The 21,130-nt window shown below is 64.0% G+C and carries 21 protein-coding genes; 12 read left to right on the forward strand and 9 right to left on the reverse strand.

Annotation, left to right across the window (positions count from 1 at the left end):
• Nucleotides 1–92: 92 nt before the first annotated feature.
• Both LMJ30_RS03550 and LMJ30_RS03555 read right to left on the reverse strand, forming a co-directional pair.
• On the reverse strand, nt 93–1,118 hold the full coding sequence (locus LMJ30_RS03550; RefSeq protein ID WP_229430959.1) for a CDP-6-deoxy-delta-3,4-glucoseen reductase: 1,026 nt from the start codon (nt 1,116–1,118) through the stop codon (nt 93–95).
• A gap of 72 nt (nt 1,119–1,190) precedes the next feature.
• Nucleotides 1,191–1,772: an MEDS domain-containing protein gene (locus LMJ30_RS03555; protein WP_229430960.1), complete on the reverse strand. Its 582-nt coding sequence runs from the start codon at nt 1,770–1,772 to the stop codon at nt 1,191–1,193.
• A 134-nt stretch (nt 1,773–1,906) separates the two neighbouring features.
• On the opposite strand from LMJ30_RS03555, the gene LMJ30_RS03560 reads away from it, so the two are divergent.
• The 4 genes from LMJ30_RS03560 to LMJ30_RS03575 all read left to right on the forward strand — a co-directional run bounded on the left by LMJ30_RS03560 (nt 1,907) and on the right by LMJ30_RS03575 (nt 3,883).
• Nucleotides 1,907–2,794 (forward strand): SDR family oxidoreductase, encoded by an 888-nt coding sequence (locus LMJ30_RS03560; RefSeq protein ID WP_229430961.1) that lies wholly within the window; start codon nt 1,907–1,909, stop codon nt 2,792–2,794.
• Between the two features lie 24 nt (nt 2,795–2,818).
• A complete protein-coding gene (locus LMJ30_RS03565; protein ID WP_229430962.1) occupies nt 2,819–3,019 on the forward strand; it encodes a hypothetical protein in 201 nt (66 codons plus the stop codon).
• Nucleotides 3,020–3,159: 140 nt separating this feature from the next.
• Nucleotides 3,160–3,420: a hypothetical protein gene (locus LMJ30_RS03570; RefSeq protein ID WP_229430963.1), complete on the forward strand. Its 261-nt coding sequence runs from the start codon at nt 3,160–3,162 to the stop codon at nt 3,418–3,420.
• A gap of 196 nt (nt 3,421–3,616) precedes the next feature.
• A complete protein-coding gene (locus LMJ30_RS03575; protein ID WP_229430964.1) occupies nt 3,617–3,883 on the forward strand; it encodes a hypothetical protein in 267 nt (88 codons plus the stop codon).
• A 116-nt stretch (nt 3,884–3,999) separates the two neighbouring features.
• Here the strand turns inward: LMJ30_RS03575 and LMJ30_RS03580 are convergent, their stop codons facing one another.
• The 3 genes from LMJ30_RS03580 to LMJ30_RS03590 form a co-directional block, all read right to left on the reverse strand.
• The gene (locus tag LMJ30_RS03580) at nt 4,000–4,836 is read right to left on the reverse strand and encodes a glycine-rich domain-containing protein (RefSeq protein ID WP_229430965.1); all 837 of its coding nucleotides are present in this window, start codon (nt 4,834–4,836) and stop codon (nt 4,000–4,002) included.
• Nucleotides 4,837–5,031: 195 nt separating this feature from the next.
• Entirely contained in the window at nt 5,032–6,891 is a 1,860-nt protein-coding gene (locus tag LMJ30_RS03585; protein WP_229430966.1) for a CHASE domain-containing protein, read from the reverse strand.
• Between the two features lie 263 nt (nt 6,892–7,154).
• Nucleotides 7,155–8,912, reverse strand: a complete 1,758-nt coding sequence (locus LMJ30_RS03590; RefSeq protein ID WP_229430967.1) for a glutamine--tRNA ligase/YqeY domain fusion protein — start codon at nt 8,910–8,912, stop codon at nt 7,155–7,157.
• Nucleotides 8,913–9,046: 134 nt separating this feature from the next.
• Between LMJ30_RS03590 and LMJ30_RS03595 the strand changes: the two genes are divergently transcribed.
• From LMJ30_RS03595 to LMJ30_RS03615, 5 genes are all read left to right on the forward strand, one after another.
• The gene (locus LMJ30_RS03595; RefSeq protein ID WP_229430968.1) at nt 9,047–9,337 is read left to right on the forward strand and encodes a DnaJ domain-containing protein; all 291 of its coding nucleotides are present in this window, start codon (nt 9,047–9,049) and stop codon (nt 9,335–9,337) included.
• Nucleotides 9,338–9,403: 66 nt separating this feature from the next.
• Nucleotides 9,404–9,910, forward strand: a complete 507-nt coding sequence (locus LMJ30_RS03600) for a hypothetical protein (protein WP_229430969.1) — start codon at nt 9,404–9,406, stop codon at nt 9,908–9,910.
• Entirely contained in the window at nt 9,910–10,689 is a 780-nt protein-coding gene (locus tag LMJ30_RS03605; RefSeq protein ID WP_229430970.1) for a hypothetical protein, read from the forward strand. Before LMJ30_RS03600 ends, LMJ30_RS03605 begins: the two co-directional genes overlap by 1 nt.
• Nucleotides 10,690–10,703: 14 nt before the next feature.
• On the forward strand, nt 10,704–11,576 hold the full coding sequence (locus LMJ30_RS03610; protein WP_229430971.1) for a hypothetical protein: 873 nt from the start codon (nt 10,704–10,706) through the stop codon (nt 11,574–11,576).
• A gap of 67 nt (nt 11,577–11,643) precedes the next feature.
• Entirely contained in the window at nt 11,644–12,171 is a 528-nt protein-coding gene (locus LMJ30_RS03615; RefSeq protein WP_229430972.1) for a Cif family virulence factor, read from the forward strand.
• A 164-nt stretch (nt 12,172–12,335) separates the two neighbouring features.
• Here LMJ30_RS03615 and LMJ30_RS03620 read toward each other — a convergent pair whose 3' ends face one another.
• Nucleotides 12,336–13,229 carry a LysR family transcriptional regulator gene (locus tag LMJ30_RS03620; RefSeq protein WP_229430973.1) on the reverse strand — a complete coding sequence of 298 codons (894 nt, stop codon included), beginning with the start codon at nt 13,227–13,229 and terminating at the stop codon, nt 12,336–12,338.
• Between the two features lie 101 nt (nt 13,230–13,330).
• On the opposite strand from LMJ30_RS03620, the gene LMJ30_RS03625 reads away from it, so the two are divergent.
• Together LMJ30_RS03625 and LMJ30_RS03630 are read left to right on the forward strand one after the other, a co-directional pair.
• The gene (locus tag LMJ30_RS03625) at nt 13,331–14,563 is read left to right on the forward strand and encodes an MFS transporter (RefSeq protein WP_229430974.1); all 1,233 of its coding nucleotides are present in this window, start codon (nt 13,331–13,333) and stop codon (nt 14,561–14,563) included.
• A 115-nt stretch (nt 14,564–14,678) separates the two neighbouring features.
• A complete protein-coding gene (locus LMJ30_RS03630; RefSeq protein ID WP_229430975.1) occupies nt 14,679–14,933 on the forward strand; it encodes a hypothetical protein in 255 nt (84 codons plus the stop codon).
• A gap of 50 nt (nt 14,934–14,983) precedes the next feature.
• Here the strand turns inward: LMJ30_RS03630 and LMJ30_RS03635 are convergent, their stop codons facing one another.
• Nucleotides 14,984–16,219, reverse strand: coding sequence for a CaiB/BaiF CoA transferase family protein (locus LMJ30_RS03635; protein ID WP_229430976.1), 1,236 nt, complete (start codon nt 16,217–16,219; stop codon nt 14,984–14,986).
• A 33-nt stretch (nt 16,220–16,252) separates the two neighbouring features.
• Nucleotides 16,253–18,025 carry a cation:proton antiporter domain-containing protein gene (locus LMJ30_RS03640; protein ID WP_229430977.1) on the reverse strand — a complete coding sequence of 591 codons (1,773 nt, stop codon included), beginning with the start codon at nt 18,023–18,025 and terminating at the stop codon, nt 16,253–16,255.
• 168 nt (nt 18,026–18,193) lie between these two features.
• On the opposite strand from LMJ30_RS03640, the gene LMJ30_RS03645 reads away from it, so the two are divergent.
• Nucleotides 18,194–18,634, forward strand: coding sequence for a host attachment protein (locus LMJ30_RS03645; protein WP_229430978.1), 441 nt, complete (start codon nt 18,194–18,196; stop codon nt 18,632–18,634).
• Nucleotides 18,635–18,779: 145 nt separating this feature from the next.
• Here the strand turns inward: LMJ30_RS03645 and LMJ30_RS03650 are convergent, their stop codons facing one another.
• Nucleotides 18,780–21,032 (reverse strand): family 1 glycosylhydrolase, encoded by a 2,253-nt coding sequence (locus LMJ30_RS03650; protein WP_229430979.1) that lies wholly within the window; start codon nt 21,030–21,032, stop codon nt 18,780–18,782.
• Between the last annotated feature and the right edge of the window lie 98 nt (nt 21,033–21,130).

Raw genomic sequence — 21,130 nt, forward strand, 5'->3', positions numbered from 1 at the left:
ATTTTGGCAAGATTCCAGTCTGACGGTGGTCTGACCCCGATTTTTGGCAATGTTCCGGTTTGGCGGTGGTCTGACCCCGGTGTGGGGGTGGGTCAGCTTGCGAGGTCGGCTTCGGTGGTGAAGGCGTCGGCGTAGAATTCGTCGGCGGGGAGGTGGCATTTTTCGACGTAGTCGGCGCGCGCCGAGTCGACCACGACCGGGGCGCCGCAGGCGTAGACCTGGTAGTTCGACATGTCCGGGATGTCCTGCATGACCGCCGCGTGGACGTAGCCGGTGCGGCCGGTCCAGTGGTCTTCAGGGAAGGCGTGCGAGACCACCGGCACGTAGCGGAAGCCGGGCAGGGTGGCCGCCCATTCTTCGCACAGCGCATTCATGTACAGGTCCATCGGACGGCGACCGCCCCAGTAGAGGCTGACCGGGCGCGTCGATTTCAGGTGGATCAGGTGTTCGACCAGCGCCTTGATCGGCGCGAAGCCGGTGCCCGAGGCCAGCAGCACGATCGGCTTGCTCGATTCTTCGCGCAGGAAGAAGGTGCCGTGCGGTCCTTCAAAGCGCAGGATGTCGCGCTCTTTCATCGAGTTAAAGACGTGTTCGGTGAACAGGCCGCCCGCCATGTAGCGGATGTGCAGGGTGATCGGGCCTTCGAGGCTGGGCGCGCTGGCCATGCTGTAGCTGCGCCGCTTGCCGTCCTTGAGCAGGAATTCGATGTACTGGCCGGCGCGGTAGGCCAGCGCTTCATTGGCCGGCAGCTGCAGCGTGACCACCGCGACGTCCGGCGCGACTTTTTCAATGCTGGCCACCCGCGTCGGCATCTTGCGCACCGGGTATTCGCTGCTGCCGGCCACCTCGCGCGCTTCGATCACCAGGTCTTTGCCCGGCACCGCGCAGCAGAACAGCGCCATGCCCCGTTGGCGTTCTTCTTCCGATAGCGCGCGTTGCTGGTGCGCCTTGTGTTCGACGGTGCCTTCGAGCACTTTTCCCTTGCATGATCCGCAGGCGCCGTTTTTGCAGCCGTAAGGCAGGCCGATGCCGGCGCGCAGGGCCGCCGTCAGGACGGTTTCATCCGCGTCGCAGGTAAATTGGTGGCCGCTGGGCTGGACTGTAATCTGAAAGCTCATGTGTCTGGAAAAATTGGGAGTTGCGGCCCCGCACAGGGCAAAGGCCGGGAGGGGCGCCGGCGCGGCGCCACTTTACATTGTATACAGCTTGGAGTGCGCCGCGCAGACCTGGTCGATGCCAGATTCGCCGCCGTTGCCAAAGCCGGACCTGGGATAGGCGCAAAATAGCGAAAACTGTTGGGCGGCGCAGAGGCGGGTCCAGAAATGTTCCAGCTGCACTGCCGCTTCGCACAGGCCGTCGGCCCACATCAGGGCGACCATTTCTCCAAAAGCGCGGACCTGGTGATGGTGGGTCCTGGCGCGCCCGAGCACCTCCTCGATGACCGCGTTGAAGCGTGCCTGGTCCGGCCAGCCGTCCACCATGAAGCGCTCCAGGGTCTGGGCGGCGTCGAGGGCGATGTACTGGCCGCGCCTGGTCGCCGCGGCGACGTCGAAACCATTGCGCTGGAGCCGTGCGGACAGGGCGGAAAGGTGGGCCGGCGTTGCAATCAGCACGATCGAATCGCCTTGGCGGATGCCGCCCGCGACGAAACCTTCGAGCGCCGCGAGGAACGCCGGGTCGTTGTCGTAAATCTGGACGCAATGGTCGCGGGCCGTCAGCCCTGCCCAGAAGGCATCGGCTGCGGGATTTCTCCTGGTTTCCGCGTAAGTCATAACAAATTTAGCTCTTTATCAACACGAAATGATAGCACGGCGGTGGCGCGCTAAACGATGCGCAGGCGCAACGGCCATTGGGGGCCGCATCGTGACGTAGCCGCGTGAGCACGTCTTGTCATACAATCAATGACATGAGCAAACATCGACAATTCAAGCGGCCGCACCTGCTGGTCGTCGGCTGCGGCGACGTCGGCATGCGCCTGCTGCCTTTGGTGCGCCAGCGTTTCCGCGTCTTCGCACTGACCAGCAATCCCGCGCGCTGCGCCGAACTGCGCCGGGCCGGAGCGGTGCCCATCGTTGGCGACCTTGACCGGCCGGAAACGCTCAAGCGCCTGCGCGGACTGGCGCAGTACGTGGTGCACATGGCGCCGCCCCAGTCCGAGGGCGTGCTCGACCGGCGCACGCGGCGTCTGGCCGCGGTGCTGCCGGCGGGCGGGCGGGTGGTGTATGTCAGCACCAGCGGCGTGTATGGCGATTGCGCCGGTGCGCTGGTGACGGAAACCCGGCCGGTGGCGCCGCGCAACGCCCGCGCGCAGCGCCGGGTCGATGGCGAGCGCGTGCTGCGCGACTGGGCGCGCCGCAGCGGCGCCGACCTGGCCATCCTGCGCGTGCCGGGCATTTATGCGGCCGACCGGCTGCCGCTCAAGCGGCTGCAGCAGGGCACGCCGGCCCTGCTGCCGGCCGACGACGTGTTCACCAACCACATCCACGCGGACGACCTGGCCCAGGTGGCGGCGCTGGCGCTGTTCCGCGCGCGGCCGGGGCGGGTCTATCATGCGGTGGACGATAGCCGCCTGAAGATGGGCGACTATTTCGATACGGTCGCCGATGCCTTCTGCCTGCCGCGCCCGCCGCGGCTGCCGCGCGCCGAACTGCAGGCGCAGGTGTCGCCGATGCTGCTGTCGTTTATGTCGGAATCGCGCCGCCTGGACAACCGCCGCCTGCGCCAGGAACTGGGCGTGCGCCTGCGCCATCCGGACGTGGCCGAAGCCGTGGCGGCGATGGCTCTGGCACAATAGCGCCCTCATTACCTGGAACTGACCATGACTTACGAAGAATACCTGGACGAAGTAACCACGCTGATCGCGGAAAAATACGACCTGAGCGATGCTGCCGCCATCAAGCTGGTGGTCGATGCACAGGACGCCGAGTTTTTCGTCCAGCACGATGAGCACAAGCAGATGCGCACGCTGGACCAGGCGCACAAGGACGCAAAAACCTTGTACATGGCGGCGCAGAAGTAAAAGCGTGGCTTCCCGGGCACAGGCAGCCAGTTGCACGGGGAAATCGGATTGGGGATTGCGGTACCTCAAACAGGCCTTGCTTGCCGGGCTTATCGTGACCAAAGTCCTTATCCGATTGCTGACTTGTGTCAGGGCTTGCCATGCCGCATCGCATCTACCAACCGACCAAGGAACAGGTCCGGGCCTACATGGCCGCGCGCGAAGCTGAGCGCCGGCCACCCCCGCCGCCCGAAGAAATCCGCCGCCAGCTCAACTGGCGCATCGCCCCATCGGACGAGGACCGCGTGCTGGTCCAGTTCTGCCTGATTCCGTCCACCTACGGCCAACTGGCCGCCCGCATTGCCATCGATCTCCTCTTCGCTCCTGTCATGCTGATCCCGCCGCCGCCTGGCGAGCGCTGATCGCAGCGCAACCGCACCGCTTTCGGATGGAAATCTGGCAGTCTTAAGCAGATGTCATCAAAGCTGTGTATCATCGTGCCGTTTAGCCAAAACGCCGCATATTCGATGGCTTTTGCTAATGCGCACCATGTATTTAATTGTAGTAACCTTTCCGCGTCGAATTAGACACGGTACGAACTTGCTCGAAAGATTTAGTATGTCAGGAAGAAAAATACCGGATGCCGCAGGCTACGATCCCAACCGCGTTCTCGATGCCATCATGGCGAAGCTGCACCTGAAAAACGATGCCGCGCTGTCGCGTGCGCTGGAAGTGGCGCCGCCGGTGATCAGCAAGATTCGCCACCGCACCTTGCCGATCGGCGCGACCATCTTGTTGCGCATGCATGAGGTGAGCGACTTCAGTATCCGCGAACTGCGGGCGCTGATGTCGGTAGGTCCCGGCGAAGGCGCTGCGCTGGCCTGATGTGGCGCTCGCCGGGACGTGGTGCAATGGAACATTGATTCATTGTGGTTCACTCCGGGCGCATTGGCGAGGATTTGCCTCGCTGGAACCGCACGGCCAACCTGGCAGCAAACAGCTCAAGCCGCCGCCGCTTTCAAGGACGTTCCCAGGGGCTGGGTAACCTGGTAGATATCGGCGTTGCTGGCGGCGGCGCCGGCTGCCGCTACCGGCGGCTTGACGCCACCGCAATAGGCCAGGGCGCTGGCGGGCGGTTTGACGCCGCCGCAGTAGGCAAGGCTGCTCACTGGCGGTTTGACGCCGCCACAGTAAGCATGGTCGCTCGCAGGCGGTTTGACGCCGCCACAATAGGCATGGTCGTTCGCAGGCGGCTTGACGCCGCCGCAGTAGGCCGCCGCGCTGGCGGGGGGCTTGACGCCGCCGCAGTAGGCCGCCGCGCTGGCGGGAGGCTTGATGCCGCCGCAGTAAGAGCCAGCGTTGGAAGCGGGCGCGATCAGGCTGCAGTAGGCAGTCGCGTCGGCCGAAGGTTTGACCAGGCTGCAGTACGCGGGCGCGCCTGCCGTCCCCCCCGCGCCTGCCACGATCTCGCGCGTGTAGGTTTCACCGAACGTTTCCTCATAAATCTCGCGCATGCGTTCGCCTGCGGCCTCGTGGACCTCGGCGTCGTCGGCGCCACCCTCCATGCCCACATACGGGTAGTGGTGCAGGAAGTAGCCAAAGGCTTGTTCGCAATCTGCGGCGTACTTCATCGTGTCAAGGATATGGTAGTGCCAGAACGTGTCCACATCCACCGAGGGTGCGGTCTCCTTGGTCGGGAACGCCTTCATCAGGTACAGGAAGCGCTTGTACTCGCGTTCCACGGCGTCGGCCTGGTCCACGGTCCAGCCTTCACCTGATTCCATATGCATCAGCTTGCGTTTGATGGCGGTCAAATCCAGGTCCAGGATTGCTTTCATTTCGATGTTCGAAATCATGATGGTCCTCTTTATGGTCTTAACTACGTGAAGAAATATCCCTAGTTTGTTACTGCGTATTTCCCTACGTTGCCTCCTGTGTTGTGCCGCGTTAGCATTCTTGAAAACATTGATATTGCTTACTGAAATTCAATTGTTGCGCATGCCTATCGGTGCCTGATTGACACTCGTCAACGATTACAAGGGCGAGTTTTCAAGTGTCGTATTCGGCGCAGCGGCGAGCATTGCGGGGGGCGCAAGCGGCGCCGCCGGCGCAGGGCCGATGCTGTCAGCCGGCGCGCGCGCGTCGTCGATGGGCGCCGAGACGCACACCGTGGTGCCGGTGCCAGGCACCCCTTTGATCGACAGGCTCCCGCCGAGCATCGTGATGCGTTCCTCGATGCCCACCAGGCCGAACGAGCCGACCTTGTGGCGCGCTCTGTCGGCCAGGCCGTTGCCGTTGTCGGCGATCGACATGACCAGCGAGCCGCCTGTCAGCGCCAGCTCGACGCTGACCCTGGTCGCGCCGGCATGCCGCGAGATGTTGCTGAGCGACTCCTGGAGAATGCGGAAGAACGCGGTGGCGCGCTTGTCGCTGATGACGATGTCGCGCACCTGCTCTTGCAGTTGGCATTCGATGCCGCTGAGACGGCGAAATTCCTTGACCTGCCATTCCACCGCCGCCGACAGGCCAAGGTCGAGGACGTTGGGGCGCAGGTCATTGATGATCTGGCGCACGCTCTTGATGGTGGCGTCTATCTGGAGCAAGGTGGCGCAGGCGCGCGCATGCAGGTGCGCATGGCGGGCGCGGGTGCGCGCGGCCAGCATATCGACCTCGATGCGCAGGGCCAGCAGGTTTTGGCCGAGGTCGTCGTGGATTTCGCGCGCGATGCGTTTGCGTTCCAGCTCCTTGATCTGGTCCGCGTGCGCGCCCAGCAGGCGCAGGGTTTCGTTGGAGGTTTGCAGCTTGGCCTCGCTGGCGCGCAGTTCCTTGGTCATGTCGGAGGCGATCATCAGGGCGCGGCGGCGTGACGATGACAGCGCGTGGAACAGGGCGTACACCAGCAGCGATCCGATGAAACCGGCGAAGGCGGCGAGCTTCGGGTAGATCACGTCGAACTCGGTGTACATCTCCGCTTTGGGCGTGCTGAAGGTAATCTTCCATGGACGGCCGTGGAAATTGACCGGCAGCGTGGTCGTGAAGCGTCGCGGGTCGGCCTCGTCGGGAAACACGTTCAATTCACCCGAACTATCGAACAGGATGCGCATGGAAGCGGGCGATACCGGCGCGCCGCCGGGTTCCGGGAGGTCCTGGTCCAGCAGGGTCATGCGTACATTGTTGACCGGCATTTCGGCCAGCACCCCCTGCACCAGCTGGGGCACGCTGAATGCAATACCAACCGATCCGCGGTAAGCGGCGCGCCGCTGCGCGATGGTGTCGAGCGTGGCGCCAGGGCGGTATACCGGAAGGCGCAGGCCGAGAAAAACATGGTTCGGTGACGAGATGGCCAGGATCGGCGTACCTGAATTCATCATCTGGCCGGAATCCCGGGTGGCAAGCATGATTTGCTCGACATAGGCATTGGTGTGCAGGTCCAGGCCGAATGCCGAGGTGGTGGCGGAACTTGGCTCGATGAAGGTGACAACGCAATACGATTCGCGGGCACGCGCCTGTTCGGCGCCGTTGGGCCTGATCCTGGCGGACAGCGGCAGCCCGGGGTTGGCGACCTGTTCAGCGCGCATGCGCTGCTCGAACGCCGGCCGCCCGGCTTGCGTGACGTACTCGGCGTAATTGATTGTATGAATCGCCGGGAAGGTATCGCGCAGTGCCAGGCCTTCGGCATATTCGTGGAACTGGGCGCGGCTGATGTTCTCGCCGGTCCTGAACAGGCTTGCCGCTCCCCGCAACACATCGGTATAAGACTTCACCCGCGCCACGATGGTCTTCTGTGCATTGCGGGCGTGGTTGGCAAAGCGCTCGCGCGAATCGCTTTCAATAAACTGCGTTGTTGCAACGTAGAACAACAACCCGACGCAGGACGAGATCAGGGCGCCCATCCGCAACGGTTTTAACCTGGAAAACCTGTGCAGTTGAGCGGGCTTCAGGGGCATGGCGTCAACCGGGGTTCAAGAGGGAGAGTAGTGCAGTTTTGCATATGTGGCATGTCAATTGCATCGTTACTAACGGTAACGAGTGTTGGCACGTTACGTACCTAGCAAACCTGATAGGTTGTTAGAAATCGCAACGGTTCGGCGGGTTTACGCGAAAAAAATCCCGCCGCGGCGCGCGTCCGGGGCGGGATTCTAACAGTAACACTCGGTTACTTCGCCCAGCTGTCCTTGAGGGTGGTGATCCGGTTGAACACCGGCTTGCCCGGCGTGGAATCGACGCGGTCGGCGACGAAATAGCCGTGGCGTTCAAATTGGAAGCGCTGGTCGCCCACGGCATCCTTCATGCCCGGTTCGAGGTACGCGGTGACCACTTCCAGCGCGTTCGGGTTCAGCGCCAGCTTGAAGTCCTTGCCGCCGGCGTCCGGGTTGGGGTCGGTGAACAGGCGGTCGTACAGGCGTACTTCGGCTTCGAGCGCGGCGTCGGCCGACACCCAGTGGATGTTGCCCTTGACCTTGTAGGTGTTGGCGCCTTCGGTACCCGACTTGCTGTCTTCAAAGTAGTTCGCATGCACGGCGATTACATTGCCGTCGGCATCCTTGTCGAAGCCGGTGCATTCGATCACGTAGCCGTAACGCAGGCGCACGCGGCTGCCGGCCGTCTCGCCGCTCGGCGGGAACAGGCGGAAGTAGCCTTTCACCGGCACTTCCATGAAGTCTTCCTGTTCGATCCACAGGTTTTTCGTGATCGGGAAGCTGCGGTTGCCCAGTTCCGGCAGGTGCGGGTGGACCGGGGCGCTGCAGTCGACCGACTCGCCTTCCGGGAAGTTGTCGATGATGAGCTTCAACGGGCGCAGCACGGCGGCGGCGCGCGGCGCTTTCGGGTCGAGGTCGTCGCGCAGGCTGCCTTCCAGGGTGCTCATGTCAATCCAGCCGTCCGCCTTCGACACGCCGATGCGCTCGCAGAACAGCTGGATCGATTCCGGCGTGTAGCCGCGGCGGCGCAGGCCGACGATGGTCGGCATCAGGGGATCGTCCCAGCCGGACACGATGTTCTCGTCGACCAGCTGGCGCAGCTTGCGCTTGCTGGTGACTACGTAGGTCAGGTTCATGCGCGCGAATTCGTACTGGCGCGGCACCGGCTGCTGGAAGAAGCCGCCTTCGGCCAGGGTGGCCAGCAGCCAGTCGTAGAACGGGCGGTGGTCCTGGAACTCGAGCGTGCACAGCGAGTGGGTGATGTTCTCCAGCGCATCCGAGATCGGGTGCGTGTAGTCGTACATCGGGTAGATGCACCAGTCGTCGCCCGTGCGGTGGTGGTGGGCGTGGCGGATCCGGTAAATGGCCGGGTCGCGCAGGTTCATGTTGGGCGAGGCCATCGCGTCTTCGCTGACCTTGGCGCGCAGGATATGCTCGCCATCCTTGTACTTGCCGGCCTTCATATCGCGGAAGATTGCCAGCGATTCCTCGGCAGGGCGGTTGCGGAACGGCGAATTGGTGCCCGGCGTACCGAAGTTGCCGCGGTTTTTGGCCATGTCTTCCGCACTCTGGCTGTCGACGTAGGCGAAGCCGGCGCTGATCAGGTACTCGGCCATCTCGTACAGCTTGTCGAAGTAGTCGCTGGCGTAGTACAGGTGGTCCTTGCCTTCCTGCTCCCACGAGAAGCCCAGCCACTTGACGCTGTCGATGATGGTGTCGACGTATTCCTGCTCTTCCTTGGCCGGGTTGGTGTCATCGAAACGCAGGTGGCACAGGCCCTGGTAGTCGCGCGCCAGGCCGAAATTGAGGCAGATCGACTTGGCGTGGCCCACGTGCAGGTAGCCGTTCGGCTCGGGCGGGAAGCGCGTGATGACCTGCGGCAGGCCAGCGCGGACATGGGTGCCGGCGGCGATGTCGTTGTCGATGATGGCGCGCAGGAAGTTCGACGTCGGCGCGGCTGGGGCCGCGTCGGCTTTGTTTTTATCGTTGCTCATTGAAATGGATGTGTTGGAATCAGGTTGCCACATTTTACCGTACGCGCAGCCCCCGCGCGCCAACCCTGACAGCCGGGGGTGATCTATAGGATAATCTCGCTTTACTTGTGTTGTCCGATAGCCGGGGGTTTCGATTGGAAAATTTATATGCGGTGTTGGGCGTGGCGCCGAATGCCAGCGACGAAGAGATCAAAAAGGTCTACCGTTCGCTGGCGATGCGCTACCACCCCGACCGCAACGACGCGCCCGCCGCGGCGGTGCGCTTCAAGAGCGTCGCCAAGGCCTATGAAATCTTGTCCGACCGCGCCAAGCGCGAGGAGTACGACCAGAGCGTCAACCACCGCATCATCCTCGATGCCGAGGCCGAAGCCTACGAGCTGTGGCGCTCGCTGTTCCAGCTGAACGGGGTCACGCTCCCGGCTTGAACCTGCTGGCGACGCCATGCGGCGCTTTTTTTTCCGGACACACGCACCACCAACAGGATTTTTATCATGACAAAAGTACATCCCGAATTTGCCTACCAGTCGCGCGAGCTTGGCGGCCAGATCGACGGCATTTTGGGCGATCCGCCTAACCGCAAGAACTACGACATGATGGTCGATGCGCTGGTCGGCGAATACACCGATGGCGGCGGCATTGAAGACGTCAACATGATGAGCTTCGCGCTGGTCGACCGCATCAGCTTCAGCAATCCCAAAGGATTGCTGCGCGAAGCGGCCGACTACGATGGCGGCGGCGACCCGGCCAAGGTGTTCGCGATGGCCTCGTGCGACGGCGAAGGCGCCGCCATGTACGCGGCGATGACCGACAACCACCCTGACCTGGCGCGCCAGGCCATCATCACCGCATTCCTGTTCAAGAACCCGCGCCTGTGGGATGAAGAAGACCACTCGTTCGACAAGCTGGGCGAGAACGACGACGGCGACGATGTGGACGACGACGACAGCGGCGCCACCGACGACTTCGCGCAGATGTTCGACCAGGACGGAGACCAATAATGACCGAAAAAACCTACCTGCCCGCACTGTCGAAACAAGTCACCGAACTGGTACTGGCCGGCTCGCTGGGCCATGCCGAGCAGGCGTTCTCCGAGGCGGCTGAAACCCACGGCGACCTGGTGGTCTCCGAGGTGCTCGGCACCCTGCCGCCGCAAGTGACGGCGCTGCACCTGTCCGGTTTCGACGGCGGCAAAACCTCGCTGGCGACCCTCCTGGTGCCGCCCAAGGCGTGGGCCGACAGCCTGGCCTTCATCGCCGCCACCTGGTCCGAAGAGATGATCGAGGACGACCCGGAGCGCGTGGCCGAATCGCTGTTCGCGCACATCCACGGCGTGGTGTTTTCGACCGACGACGAAGAGCGCCGCCACGCGCTGCTGGCCGAAGCCTCGGCCACCGATTACGGCGCGACCGCGTTCGCCATCCTGTTTTCGATGGCGCCCAAGGACATCCTCGAACTGGCCGGCGAAGTGATCTCGAAAGGCTCGTACATCACCGCGCATTCTTCCTCCGACAGCGACATCATCCCGCTGGCGGTGGAGCTGGTGAAGGCCAATGAAGACGGCTGGGACCGCGCCTTGTTCGAGCTGTTCCCCGATTTCCGCCACAGCGCCGACCTGGCCGACGCCGAGTTCTCCGACGATCCGGACGACGAGCCGCAGTTCCTGCAGCGCTCGACGCGCGAGCTGCTGTACCGCCTGCGCAAGCAAGTGCCGTCCGCGCGCAGCACCGTGCCCAAGCGCGGATCGCGCAAGAGCCTCGGCACCGACATCTTCTCGTGAACGCGGAATCGCCAATGCTGCCAGCACTTGTAGTAGAACGCTTGCCGCGCCTGGTGCGCGCGATCCGCTGTTTCGGCGCCGGCGACAACGGCGATGAACCGGCGATCCTGGCCGATGAACTGGCCGGCATCACCGCGATGGTCGCCGAGAAGTTCACCAACGACCGCACCGCCGAAGGCATCCAGCGCGCCTACTTCCTGACGGTCGGCTGCGTCTCGCTCGGGATTGAGCACGACGTCGAAGACGGCGACGAAGAAGCCGCGCTCGACTACCTGGTCGAGGAGGGCGCGGAGCACGCGTTCCAGGTGGGCTTCCGCATGATCCGCGACCTCGCCGCGCTGCCCGAAGACTCGCTGGTGGGCGAATACGACAACGACCCGGTCTACATGCAGCGCAGGCTGAAAGAGCTGTTCGTCGACATCTGCAGCGCCGACCCGAACCAGAACTGGTCGGGGCCGGAGCGCTACGAGCTCCAGCTGGTCCAGCGCAAGGGCGTGCAGGCGATCGTGCGCGCCGCCAACTGGCTGCGCCGCCATCACTACGAAGGCCCGATCAATGACGCCGACCTGAATGCCGAAGGCGTGATTGCGCTGGCGGTCATCTTCGCGATCGAAGGGGGAGGGCGCATCGTCGCGCGCACCGGCCAGAAGGACTTCGAGCGGCTGGTCTCGTCGGTCCGCAAGAACAAGCCCGACTACGAAGCCGGCTGGGCCGAGCTGATGGCCAAGGTACCGGCCCAGCACCAGGCCGTGCTGGCCGAACGCATCGCCTCCTACCGCGAGCACTGCACGGTTATCCAGAAAATCCAGAGCCGCGCCTCGATGAAGACCCTGTTCGCCGAGCTGGAGAACTATGCGGGTTCGGAGCTCGATGCGGATTATGCATAGTAACTAGCAGTTGCTTATTGCTTAACCCCGCGATAGCATCGGCGCTCCAGTCAACCAGGAGTGTCCGATGTCCCTTTCCTTCCGCGCCGCGTTCCTCGCCGCCGCCCTGATGTGCTCCCCTGTGCTTGCCGCCGACGTGCCCTCGCACGTGGGGCGTTATGAAAGCACGCCGGAAGATATTGCGGCCATCAACAAGGTCGTGCAGGATTTCCAGTCCGCGCTCAAGTCGAAAGACATCAAGCTGCTGTCGTCGCTGATGTTCAATTCGAACGTCTTGTGGGCCAGCCCGGCCAGTCCGGCCGTGGTCGCGAAGGTGCGGGAGAACGTCGACGTCAATTTCGACGGCCTCAATCCCTACGGCTATCCGTCGTTCGCCGAATTCATCAAGAGCGAAAAGAAGGTGGTTGAAGAGCGCTTCTACAACGTCAGGATCACGCAGGACAGGCACGTGGCGTTCGTACTGTTCGATTTTGATTTCCGGATTGGCGACGAGGTCATCAACCACGGGCTGGAAGCGTGGCAGATGCTCAAGGGCGTGGATGGGAAGTGGAAGATCGCCAGCGTGTACTGGTCGTCAAAGGGCAAGCCGAAGTAAGGTTCGCGGTATGCATGCGGATGCGCCCTGCGGTAAGTGGAATGCGGCTGCGTCTGATGCGGCGGATGACGGCCTTCGGCCTCTTCCGCCCTACGTCGACGCCTCGTGGTGGTAGGGCGGAAAAGGCCGAAGGCCGTCATCCGCCGAAGTGCGTTGGCGTCCCATCACTCGCGCGCCGCCTCCATGGCCAGCGCCACAAACGCCTCCACCAGCGGCGACACCTCGTCGCCCCGCTGTGCCAGTAGCAAGGTCGTCGTTGCCGCCTGATCGGCAATCGGCCGGTAGCACACGCCATCCATCCTGATCCGGTCGAAGGACTTCGGCAGCAGCGACACGCCGCACCCGGCCGCGACCAGCCCGATGATCGTCGACGCCTCTCCCGCCTCCAGCGCCACATGCGGCACGAACCCGGCCTCGCGGCACAGCCGGAAAATCTGCGGGTAGATCCCGGTCCCCGCGCCGGGCGGATACATCACGAACGGCATCGCCTTCAGCTCGCGCATCTCGATCTTCTTCTTGCGCGCAAGCGGCGAGGCGGTCGACAGCACCGCCACCAGCGGGTCCTGCCGCATCGGGGTCAGCTTCAGTTCATCAGCATGGCCACGGTCTGGCGGGCGGATGAAACCGAGGTCCAGGGTCCGCTGGGCCAATCCGTCCAGCTGGCGCAGCGTCGCCAACTCATGCAAGGTCAGGGTCACGTGCGGGTAGGCGCGCCGGTAGCGGTTGATCACGGCTGCAAACAGCGGCGTCAGCGGCGTCGAAAACGTGAAGCCGATGCGCAGCTCACCGGCCTCGCCCCGTTCGGCGCGGCGGGCCGTTTCCCCCGCCTGTTCCGACAGCGCCAGGATGCGCCGCGCATCCGTCAAAAACAATTTGCCCGCCTCGGTCAGCCGCACCGAACGCTTGGTGCGCGCGAACAGCTGCGCGCCAATGTCCGCTTCCAGCGCCTGGATCGCCTGGCTGAGCGGCGGCTGCCCGATGTGCAGGCGCTCGGCCGCCCGCGTGAAATGCAGCTCTTCGGCGACAGCGATGAAGTAGCGGAGGTGCCGAAGTTCCATGACTAATTGATTTGATAGATGAATTGAACCTGAAATATATATTGGACAGTATTAATGCGCAATCCTAAGATCGCTCCACGATCACATTGCAGGAACCAGCCATGCCAAGCCCAGCCATCCCCGACAGCGCACGGGTCAAACGCATCAACCGCGGCATGTTGTTCGGCGGTTTTTCGATTTTCGCGCTGCTGTATTGCGTGCAGCCCCTGATGCCCCTGATGGCGCAGCAGTTCACCTTGAGCGCGGCCGAGAGCAGCTGGGTGCTGTCGATTTCAACTCTGGCGATGGCGGTCTCGCTGGTGCTCGGTGGGGCGTTGTCGGACCGGGTCGGCCGCAAGGCCTTGATGACTGCCTCGATGATCGGCGGCGGCGCCTTTACGCTGCTGTGCGCCTTCGCCCAGGATTTCACCCAGCTGCTGGTCCTGCGCGCGCTGCTCGGCGTGGCGCTGGGCGGCATGCCGGCCGTGGCGATGGCTTACCTGGGCGAGGAGATCGCCCCCCAGTCGCTCGGCGTATCGATCGGCATGTACATCGGCGGCTCCGCGCTGGGCGGCATGCTGTCGCGCGTGCTCACGTCGGTGGTCGCCGATTATTCGTCGTGGCGCTTCGCGCTGTTCGGCCTCGGCGTGGCAGGGCTGTACGCGGGCTGGGAATTCTGGCGCAGCCTGCCCGCGTCGAACAACTTCCGTCCAGGGCGGCCCGGAGCAAAGGCATTGCTGGAGGGCGCGCGCATGCATCTTCGCGACGACGGCCTGCCGTGGCTGTTCGCGCTGGGCTTCCTGCTGATGGGCGTGTTCGTCAGCTTGTATAACTACATCAGCTACCGCCTGCTGGCAGCGCCGTTCGGGCTTGGACAAAGCGCCGTCGGCTTGCTGTCGGTGCTCTACCTGGTCGGAATGTTCAGCTCGGTGTGGGCGGGCAGGCTGGCCGACCGCATGGGCCGCCGCAACGTGCTGTGGATGATGATGGCGGCGACGATGGCCGGGCTGGCGCTGACCTTGTCGGCTACGCTCATCGTTGTCGTTGCCGGCATGGGCCTGGCCACCTTCGGCTTCTTCGCTTCGCATTCGGTTGCCAGCAGCTGGGTTGGCCGGCGCGCGCGCGCACCGCAGGCGCTAGCCTCCGCGCTCTACCTGTTCTTCTATTACCTGGGTTCGAGCCTGATCGGCTGGCTGGCGGGGCTGGCCTGGGGCGGCTGGGCGTGGACCGGCGTCGTGTCCGTGCTCCTGGTTATGCTCGGTCTTGGCATGCTGATCGCGGTACGCCTGCGCGGCCTGGCGCCGCTGGCCGCAGCGCCAACTTTTCCGAACCTTCCTGCGCAAAAGGCGATCTAATAAATTGGCACACTTCAGTGCCAGCTTACGTATGGAGGCTGAAATGTTGCAATCATCGGAAATCCAACAGAGGTTCAGCAGTATTCAACAGGCAATTGGACAAGCGTCGCAAACCTTGCAAGCAGAAACCGGGACCTCGCCGGAACTCAAGGAGTGCATCCAGAAGCTCGACCGCGAATCGAGCAGGGCGCAGCAGGTGATCCAGTCGCAGGACGAGTCGCGCATCCGCCAGTGCGTGGACGACCTGGAATCGATTGGGGACGAGGCCAAGCGCGTCTGCCGCAGCCAGGGGGCAGTCACGCCACGGGTGGCTGAAGCAATTACAAGGGTACACGACCAGCTGTCGGACCTGAAACACCAACTCCACTAAGCCGTTTGTTGGCGGGATGCGTAGCGCATCCCGCCACTAAAGGCGCTTGCTCAGATGACGCCCTTGCCACGCAAGGCTGCGATCTCTGTCTCGTTGCGTCCCAGCAGTTCACGCAGCACCTCGTCGGTGTGCTGGCCCAGCATCGGCGGCGGCAGCTCGGCCATGGCCGGTGTTGCCGACATCTTCATCGGGCTGCGCACCAGCTTCACCTTGCCGGCGGCGGGATGGTCCATCTCGATGGCGACTTCGCGTGCTTTTACCTGCGGGTTGTTGAACACATCGGCCAGGTCATTGATGGGGCCGCATGGCACGCCCACTTCTTCGAGCTGGCTGATCCATTCGTCGCGGCTGCGCGTCTTGACCATCTCGGCCAGCAAGGGCACCAGCACATCGCGGTTCTGCACGCGCAACGGGTTGCTGGCAAAACGCGGGTCGGCGCCGAGGTCGGGCCGGTTGCCCGCTTCGACGAATTTCTGGTACTGACCGTCATTGCCAGTGGCAACAATGATGTGGCCGTCCGCACAGGCGAAGGTCTGGTAGGGGACGATGTTGGCGTGCGCATTGCCCCAGCGCTTGGGCGGCTTGCCGCTGTTGAGGTAGTTGCTGCCCATGTTGGCCAGCATCGCCACCTGCGTGTCGAGCAAGGCCATGTCGATATGCTGGCCTTCGCCGGTGCGGTCGCGGTGCATCAGCGCGGCAAGCACCGCCACGGTGGCGTACATGCCGGTCATCAGGTCGGTGATCGCCACGCCCGCTTTCTGCGGGCCGCCGCCCGGCAGGTCGTCGCGCTCGCCGGTGACCGACATCAGCCCGCCCATGCCCTGGATCAAGAAGTCATAGCCGGCGCGGTGCGCGTACGGGCCGTCCTGGCCGAAGCCGGTGACCGAGCAGTACACGATGCCGGGATTGATTTCCTTCAGGCTGGCGTAGTCGAGGCCGTAGCGCTTTAGCTGGCCGACCTTGTAATTCTCAAGTACGACATCGGCGTCGCGCGCCAGTTCGCGCAGGATCGCCTGGCCTTCGCTGCTGGCGATGTCCACCGTGACGGACCGTTTGCCGCGGTTGGCCGACAGGTAGTAGGCGGACTCGCTGGTGTTGTTGCCTTCGGCATCCCTGGCGTACGGCGGACCCCAGGCGCGCGTGTCGTCGCCGGCGCCGGGCCGTTCGATCTTGATCACGTCTGCGCCGAGGTCGGCGAGGTTCTGCGAGCACCACGGCCCGGCCAGCACGCGCGACAGGTCAAGCACGCGGATGTGGCCAAGCGCCTTCGGAGTTTCTTGGGTCATGAGGTCGGCTTCTCGTTGCAATTCAGGCAGCGATTATAGCTGCCTTTGCGACTGCCCAAGCTGGGCGTTCCTGGCCAGGGTAGCGCTGAACAGGTCGCGTTCGTCATCGACGATGCGGTCGATATCCGCTTCGTCCAGGCCCATCGTTTCAAGCACCGAAGCCGACAGCTGCAGGCTCGCTTCCAGCGTTTCCGGAACGACCGTCGTCGCGCCGGCCTGCTTGAGCGCCAGCGCATGGCGCGCGTCGCGCGAGCGGGCCAGCAGCGGCACATCGGGGAACTCGCGGCGGATCCCGCGCACGGCCTGCAGCGCCGCCATGGGGTGGTCCATGGTCAGCACGATGGCCGGGGCGGAGCCGGCATCGACCCGGCGCAGCAATTCGGTGCGCGACGCGTCACCGAAAAATACCGGCAAGTCGAGCGCGCGCATCTTGGCGACCAGCTTGGCATTGTTCTCGAATGCGACAAAGGGAATGTTCTGCGTTGTGAGCAACTTGCCCAACTGCTGGCCGACGCGCCCGTAGCCGGCGATGATGATGCGGTCGCGCACCTGCTCCAGCGCCACGCCGTCCCTGGCGGCCAGCAGCGCGTCTTGCTGGTGCTCCCAGTTGTCGCCGATCATGCGGCCGATGCGGGTAAGCACGGGCGTAATGAACAGGCTGAGGCCGACGGCCAGCATCACCAGCTGGCCGAGTTCGGGCGCAACCAGCTTGCCGGCCATGGCGTAGGCGATCACGATGAAGGCGAATTCGCCGCCCTGGGCAAGCATGAGCCCGCCTTCGATCGCGCGCCCCCGTCCAAGGCCGCCGTAGCGGAACAGGGCTGCCACGACCGAGGCCTTGATGGCCACCAGGCCCAGCACGGCCCCCGCCAGCCACAATGGATTGAGCGCAATCTGGCGCACGTCCATGCCCATGCCGACGGTCATGAAGAACAAGCCCATCAGCAACCCCTTGAAGGGCTCGATCATCATTTCGGTCTCGTGCTTGAACTCGGTTTCGGCCAGCAGCAGGCCGGCGATCAGCGCGCCCAGCGCCATCGACAGGCCGGCCAGGGCGGACAGCCCGGCGATGCCCAGCGCGGCCAGCAGGATCAGCGCCATGAACACATCCGGCTGGCGCTGGCGCGCAAACGTGCGGAACAAGGGATGCAGCAGGCGCCCGCCGAGCAGGTAGATCAGGGTGATGGCGATGCCAGCCTTGAGCATGGCCCCGCCGATCAGCCAGGTCGGGTCGCCGCCGCTGCTGTTGCTCATGGCGCCGATCAGGATCAGGAGCGGCACCACCGCAAGATCTTGCAGCATCAGCACTGAAAACCCGGCCAGCCCCAGTGGCGTGGTGGCCGTGTGGCTTTCGTTCATCAGTTGCATGACCACCGCGGTGGAGGACAAGGACAGCACCAGGCCGAGGATGATCGCGGTTTCCACCGGATGGCCGAGCAGCAGCACGGCGCCGCCGATCAGGGCCGCGCAGATGCACACCTGGGCAACGCCCGCGCCGAAGACCCATTTACGTAATGCCCATAAGCGCGCGGCCGACAGCTCCAGTCCGATCATAAACATCAGGAAGATGACGCCCAGTTCGCCCAGCAGTTTGACGCCATCCGAATTCGGGAAAGTCAGGTAGCCGAGCCAGGCAATGTCATCGGCAAGCAAAGCCAGGCCGAACGGGCCGAGCAGGGCGCCCACCGCAAGGAAACCGAGGACCTGGCTGATGCGGAAACGCTGCAGCAATGGGATCAGGATTCCTGCAAGGGTCAGGAACAGGAGAATCTCCCGCAGGAACGGGAACGCGTGTTGCTCTTGCACGGGGTTAGGCCTTTTGTTCTGGTTGGTCGCGACGGGCAAGCAAAACAACCGCCACCCACATGCCTATTCTATACGGGCGCCAGACGCCTAAGCTGCGCCGCGTTTTTTCGACCCTGACTACACTGCAATTAACAGGCGCGGTTGCCTGGTCGAGAAAAGGAGAAGCGTATGCAAACCACTTGGGTTATCGCGGCCGATTCGAGCCGTGCGCGAATTTTCGAGATGGACGACAGCAATGAAAAGCTGCGCGAGATCGAGGACATGATCAATCCGGAAGGGCGCCAGGACGGACGTGAAGTCCAGACCGATGCCGAAGGACAAAACTTCAGCGGACGCGGCCTGCAGCGCAACACTTCTCAACCACAACAGACACCGGTCGAACACGACGTAGAGCTGTTTTCCAAGCAGGTCAGCCGCTATATCGACAAGGCCTGCGACGACAAGCGGTTTGACTCGCTGTGCGTGATTGCGCCGCCAAAGTTCCTGGGCTTGATGCGCGCGAACCTGGGCGAGCAGGCGAAACGGGCTGTGACGGAAGAAATTCCGAAGGACATCGCCTGGTTTGAGGGGCAGGATATCGAGCAGTACGTGCGCGAGCACTTGCACTGAGTGCGAGGGCGGCGGATGCGGCCTTCGGCCTTATCCGCCCTACGCGACCTGCCAGGGCCGCAGGGCGGATAAGCGCGGAGCGCGCATCCGCCGTTACAAGCGCCAAAGCGGGGAAGCGCTTCGCGATTCCCCCTGCATGACGGCCTTACCTGGCCATCGGCTCCGGATAGCAGGCCATCTCATCCTGCATCGGCTCGCCGCGCTGGTGCAGGAACCTGCCCAGCGCATCATCCAGGCTTGGCAGCAACATCGCGCGCTCGCTATGCAGCGCCGTGTACAGCGGCCGCGGCGCAATGTAGGCGATCGAGGATCCCGGCTGCGCCTCCAGCCGGCTCGCATCAACGCCAGCCAGCGCCGCTGCCTTGTTGGCCAGCTCCACCCAGGTGATCGGGTGGCCGTTGGTCAGGTGCCAGACGCCGCATTCGCGGTCGATCATCAGGTCGAGGCAGGTGTTGACCAGGTCCGGCACGTAGGTCGGCGACACGATGATGTCGCTGGCTGCCTGGAAGGCATCGCCGCTGCCCAGCGCCGCCAGCGCCTGGTTGACGAAGTTATGCTGGTCCCACGGCCCGAAGAACGAACTGGTGCGCACCACCAGGGAACCCGGATGGCGCTCCAGCACCGACGTTTCCGCCGCAACCTTGCTCTTGCCGTAGATGTTGATGGGCGAAACCACGTCGCTTTCCACGTACGGATCGTTCTGGCGCCCGTCGAACACCAGGTCGCTGGAGAAGGTGGTCAGGTGCACACCATGGCGCGCGCACGCGGCAGCCAGCACTGCCGGCCCGTGCGCATTCTCGCGGAAGCAGCGCTCGATGTCGTTCTCGGCATCGTCCACCCGCACGTAGCCCGACGCGTTGACGACCGCCCACGGCTTGTAGCGGTCCATTGCGCGCTCGACCGAATCGGGGTCGGCGATGTCCATGTCGTGTCGGCTGAGCAGCTGGTAGGCCAGGCTGCGCTCGCGGCACAGGCGGGCAAACGCGCGGCCCAGGGTGCCGGTCGCGCCGGTAATCAGGATGGGCCGCGCTTCCTTGCCCACCAGGCGGTGCCCGTCGGCCGAGATCGAGGTCAGCGCCTGCGGCGTGGCCACCGGCTGGCACACGAAGCGGCTGGAGCGGCGCCACCAGCCCTGGCCCCGCAATACCGGATGCGACAGCGGGGCGCCGTCGGCCAGTTCGCGCATCATGCGCGCCAGCGCCGTCGGCCGCGGCTGCGGCGAGCGCACGTCGAACGGGCCGGATTCGTAATACCCGTGGTTGCGGGTGACCAGGCTGTTCCAGTCGAACGAGCCGAGCAGCGCCCAGACGGTGATTGCGCGGATGTCCACGCCGTTCAGCTGGGCCTGTTTGCCTGCTTCCCAGATCTCCAGCAGCCAGCGCAGCTGGTCTTCGCGGTTGGCGTCGATGTGCGCCTCGGTCACCGCCAGCGGAATCTGGTAGCGGTCCCAGGCTTCCTGCAGCAGGGGGCCGATACCGGCCGTCGGCGTTGCCAGCACGCGCGCGCATTCGATGTCGGCGCAGGGCACGCCACCGATGTTGCCGCGATGATGTTCAGGGAAGCGCTCAGGCCGGTGGTCAAGCCAGCGCTCGCTGGTGACGTAGTAATTGACGCCGATGATGTCCGGAGGGCAGGGATTGTCGCGGAACCAGAGGATGTCCGCTTCCGCAACGCCGCTCTGGATCATGTAATTCCACAGCGCGTGCCCGGGGCCGACCATGCCGCACAGCAGGTCCCAGCCCAGCCAGCGCCGTTCGTTATAGAACGCCGCGGCCTCGGCCATTTCATGGGTGCTGTAGGTTTTTCCGAGGTCATCGGTCTGCACCAGCTTGGCGCCGGGGTTGTGCTTGCGGATTTCGCGCATCGACAGCACCACGCCGCGGCACTGGATCAGCAGGGCCCGCAAAAAGGTCAGGTCGTCGCGGCCGTGCGGATACCACAGCCCGTACAGGCCGGAGAAGCGTGCGGTGGTCAGCGGTTCGTTGACCGGGGTGTAGTACTCGACCCAGGGGTAGCGGGCGGCCACCGCGCCGGCATATTCGGCCAGCTGGGGCGCGAAGGCCGGATCGACCAGGCTGGTGTGGCGCGGGCCGCTGCCGTGGTGCACCAGGCCGACGATCGGGTTGATGCCGGCGTCGCGCAGGGCAGGCAGGCGCTCGTCCGGCCATTCCCAGTCGGCGGCGGCAACGCCGTCGGGCGCGGTGCGCTCCCACAGGATAGGGTAGCGGATCGCGCGGATACCGAGAGCAGCGAATTGGGCTATGTCGTCGAGCCGGTGGGCATGGCCGTTGCGGTCCATCTGGCTGTGAAAATCGTCGTAGACGCGGTTGACTGTGCATTCAAGGCCGCCCCACAGTTCGAGCGGCGCGGTTGGTTCAAGCTTGTTAATGTTGTTCATGAATTCAGCCGGTTGGTTATTCGGAAGTTTCCGCGGCGGCGAAACGCCTTGTTTTTATTGGGAAACTTATTAATTTAGATGCCACGCAAAACTCGAAA

It is taken from the genome of Massilia agrisoli, from assembly GCF_020831365.1.
GTDB lineage: Bacteria > Pseudomonadota > Gammaproteobacteria > Burkholderiales > Burkholderiaceae_D > Telluria_A > Telluria_A agrisoli.

What these genes read in the sequence shown, in the direction of transcription:
- LMJ30_RS03550 (WP_229430959.1), bottom strand. Translation starts at nt 1,118, where the DNA reads ATGAGCTTTCAGATTACAGTCCAGCCCAGCGGCCACCAATTTACCTGC.
- LMJ30_RS03555 (WP_229430960.1), bottom strand. Translation starts at nt 1,772, where the DNA reads ATGACTTACGCGGAAACCAGGAGAAATCCCGCAGCCGATGCCTTCTGG.
- LMJ30_RS03560 (WP_229430961.1), top strand. Translation starts at nt 1,907, where the DNA reads ATGAGCAAACATCGACAATTCAAGCGGCCGCACCTGCTGGTCGTCGGC.
- LMJ30_RS03565 (WP_229430962.1), top strand. Translation starts at nt 2,819, where the DNA reads ATGACTTACGAAGAATACCTGGACGAAGTAACCACGCTGATCGCGGAA.
- LMJ30_RS03570 (WP_229430963.1), top strand. Translation starts at nt 3,160, where the DNA reads ATGCCGCATCGCATCTACCAACCGACCAAGGAACAGGTCCGGGCCTAC.
- LMJ30_RS03575 (WP_229430964.1), top strand. Translation starts at nt 3,617, where the DNA reads ATGTCAGGAAGAAAAATACCGGATGCCGCAGGCTACGATCCCAACCGC.
- LMJ30_RS03580 (WP_229430965.1), bottom strand. Translation starts at nt 4,836, where the DNA reads ATGAAAGCAATCCTGGACCTGGATTTGACCGCCATCAAACGCAAGCTG.
- LMJ30_RS03585 (WP_229430966.1), bottom strand. Translation starts at nt 6,891, where the DNA reads ATGGGCGCCCTGATCTCGTCCTGCGTCGGGTTGTTGTTCTACGTTGCA.
- LMJ30_RS03590 (WP_229430967.1), bottom strand. Translation starts at nt 8,912, where the DNA reads ATGAGCAACGATAAAAACAAAGCCGACGCGGCCCCAGCCGCGCCGACG.
- LMJ30_RS03600 (WP_229430969.1), top strand. Translation starts at nt 9,404, where the DNA reads ATGACAAAAGTACATCCCGAATTTGCCTACCAGTCGCGCGAGCTTGGC.
- LMJ30_RS03605 (WP_229430970.1), top strand. Translation starts at nt 9,910, where the DNA reads ATGACCGAAAAAACCTACCTGCCCGCACTGTCGAAACAAGTCACCGAA.
- LMJ30_RS03610 (WP_229430971.1), top strand. Translation starts at nt 10,704, where the DNA reads ATGCTGCCAGCACTTGTAGTAGAACGCTTGCCGCGCCTGGTGCGCGCG.
- LMJ30_RS03615 (WP_229430972.1), top strand. Translation starts at nt 11,644, where the DNA reads ATGTCCCTTTCCTTCCGCGCCGCGTTCCTCGCCGCCGCCCTGATGTGC.
- LMJ30_RS03620 (WP_229430973.1), bottom strand. Translation starts at nt 13,229, where the DNA reads ATGGAACTTCGGCACCTCCGCTACTTCATCGCTGTCGCCGAAGAGCTG.
- LMJ30_RS03625 (WP_229430974.1), top strand. Translation starts at nt 13,331, where the DNA reads ATGCCAAGCCCAGCCATCCCCGACAGCGCACGGGTCAAACGCATCAAC.
- LMJ30_RS03635 (WP_229430976.1), bottom strand. Translation starts at nt 16,219, where the DNA reads ATGACCCAAGAAACTCCGAAGGCGCTTGGCCACATCCGCGTGCTTGAC.
- LMJ30_RS03645 (WP_229430978.1), top strand. Translation starts at nt 18,194, where the DNA reads ATGCAAACCACTTGGGTTATCGCGGCCGATTCGAGCCGTGCGCGAATT.
- LMJ30_RS03650 (WP_229430979.1), bottom strand. Translation starts at nt 21,032, where the DNA reads ATGAACAACATTAACAAGCTTGAACCAACCGCGCCGCTCGAACTGTGG.